Origin of the sequence: Pseudoalteromonas sp. TB25, from assembly GCF_000497995.1 — a bacterium.
GTDB classification, from domain to species: domain Bacteria; phylum Pseudomonadota; class Gammaproteobacteria; order Enterobacterales; family Alteromonadaceae; genus Pseudoalteromonas; species Pseudoalteromonas distincta.
Genome location: NZ_AUTI01000433.1, coordinates 1 through 2,467, shown reverse-complemented (window position 1 = coordinate 2,467; position 2,467 = coordinate 1). Strand labels below are relative to the sequence as shown.

Sequence of the window (2,467 nt, the reverse complement as noted above, 5' to 3'; positions counted from 1 at the left end):
GCTGTTTCGTTTCACTACTGAGTTCGGCATGGAGTCAGGTGGGTCCAAAACGCTATTGTCACCAAGCAAATTTGGGCGTTAATACGTATTTCTACGCACTAACTGAATTTGGAAAATATCTGATAATATTTTTTAAGCTTTTCTAAGTAATTTCTACTTTAGTTATATTAACTTCTTCGCTTGTTTCACTATCACATAAAACGCGTTTGGCGTTGTATGGTTAAGCCTCACGGGTAATTAGTACAAGTTAGCTTAATGGCTCACACCACTTCCACATCTTGCCTATCAACGTTGTAGTCTTCAACGGCCCTTCAGAGACTTTAAAAGTCTAGTGAGAACTCATCTCGAGGCCTGCTTCGCGCTTAGATGCTTTCAGCGCTTATCAGTTCCGAACGTAGCTACCGGGCAATGCCATTGGCATGACAACCCGAACACCAGCGGTTCGTTCACTCCGGTCCTCTCGTACTAGGAGCAACCCCTCTCAATTCTCAAACGCCCACGGCAGATAGGGACCGAACTGTCTCACGACGTTCTAAACCCAGCTCGCGTACCACTTTAAATGGCGAACAGCCATACCCTTGGGACCGACTTCAGCCCCAGGATGTGATGAGCCGACATCGAGGTGCCAAACACCGCCGTCGATATGAACTCTTGGGCGGTATCAGCCTGTTATCCCCGGAGTACCTTTTATCCGTTGAGCGATGGCCCTTCCATTCAGAACCACCGGATCACTATGACCTACTTTCGTACCTGCTCGACGTGTCTGTCTCGCAGTTAAGCTGGCTTCTACCATTACACTAACCGTACGATGTCCGACCGTACTTAGCCAACCTTCGTGCTCCTCCGTTACTCTTTAGGAGGAGACCGCCCCAGTCAAACTACCCACCAGGCACTGTCCGTAACCCCGATTCAGGGGCCAACGTTAGAACATCAAAACTACAAGGGTGGTATTTCAAGGACGACTCCACAACAACTAGCGTCGCTGCTTCAAAGTCTCCCACCTATCCTACACATGTAGGTTCAATGTTCAGTGCCAAGCTGTAGTAAAGGTTCACGGGGTCTTTCCGTCTAGCCGCGGGTACACAGCATCTTCACTGCGATTTCAATTTCACTGAGTCTCGGGTGGAGACAGCGTGGCCATGGTTACACCATTCGTGCAGGTCGGAACTTACCCGACAAGGAATTTCGCTACCTTAGGACCGTTATAGTTACGGCCGCCGTTTACCGGGGCTTCGATCAAGAGCTTCTCCCTAAGGATAACCCCATCAATTAACCTTCCGGCACCGGGCAGGTGTCACACCGTATACGTCATCTTGCGATTTTGCACAGTGCTGTGTTTTTAATAAACAGTCCCAGCCACCTGGTCACTGCGGCTCCCGTCCGCTTAGAGAGCAAGTCTCATCACAGATAGGAGCGTACCTTCTCCCGAAGTTACGGTACGATTTTGCCTAGTTCCTTCACCCGAGTTCTCTCAAGCGCCTTAGTATTCTCTACCTGACCACCTGTGTCGGTTTGGGGTACGATTCCATATAATCTGAAGCTTAGAGGCTTTTCCTGGAAGTATGGCATCAACAACTTCATCACCTTAGTGACTCGTCTCGTGTCTCAGTCTTAATAGCAACCCGGATTTACCTAAGTCGCCAACCTACTCACTTTCACATGGACTACCAACGCCATGCTTGTTTAGCCTGCTCCGTCCCCCCATCGCAATTATATCGAGTACAGAAATATTAATCTGTTTCCCATCGACTACGCCTTTCGGCCTCGCCTTAGGGGTCGACTTACCCTACCCTGATTAACATGGGATAGGAACCCTTGGTCTTCCGGCGTGGGAGTTTTTCACTCCCATTATCGTTACTCATGTCAGCATTCGCACTTCTGATACGTCCAGCATACCTCCCGGTACACCTTCAACCGCTTACAGAACGCTCCCCTACCACTCAGAATAAATTCTGAATCCGCAGCTTCGGTGCATAGTTTAGCCCCGTTACATCTTCCGCGCAGACCGACTCGACCAGTGAGCTATTACGCTTTCTTTAAAGGATGGCTGCTTCTAAGCCAACCTCCTGGCTGTCTGGGCCTTTCCACATCGTTTCCCACTTAACTATGACTTTGGGACCTTAGCTGGCGGTCTGGGTTGTTTCCCTCTTCACGACGGACGTTAGCACCCGCCGTGTGTCTCCCGGATATTACTTTACGGTATTCGGAGTTTGCAAAGGGTTGGTAAGTCGGGATGACCCCCTAGCCTTAACAGTGCTCTACCCCCGTAAGTATTCGTCCGAGGCTCTACCTAAATAGATTTCGGGGAGAACCAGCTATCTCCCGGTTTGATTAGCCTTTCACTCCTAGCCACAGGTCATCCCCTAACTTTTCAACGTTAGTGGGTTCGGTCCTCCAGTTGATGTTACTCAACCTTCAACCTGCCCATGGCTAGATCACCGGGTTTCGGGTCTATACCTTGCAACTA

Annotated in this window: 1 rRNA gene; it reads right to left on the bottom strand. The window is 49.7% G+C overall.

The features are described 5' to 3' along the window. Nucleotides 1-216: 216 nt before the first annotated feature. A 23S ribosomal RNA gene (locus tag L652_RS0121105) occupies nucleotides 217-2,467 on the bottom strand; the annotation flags it as partial.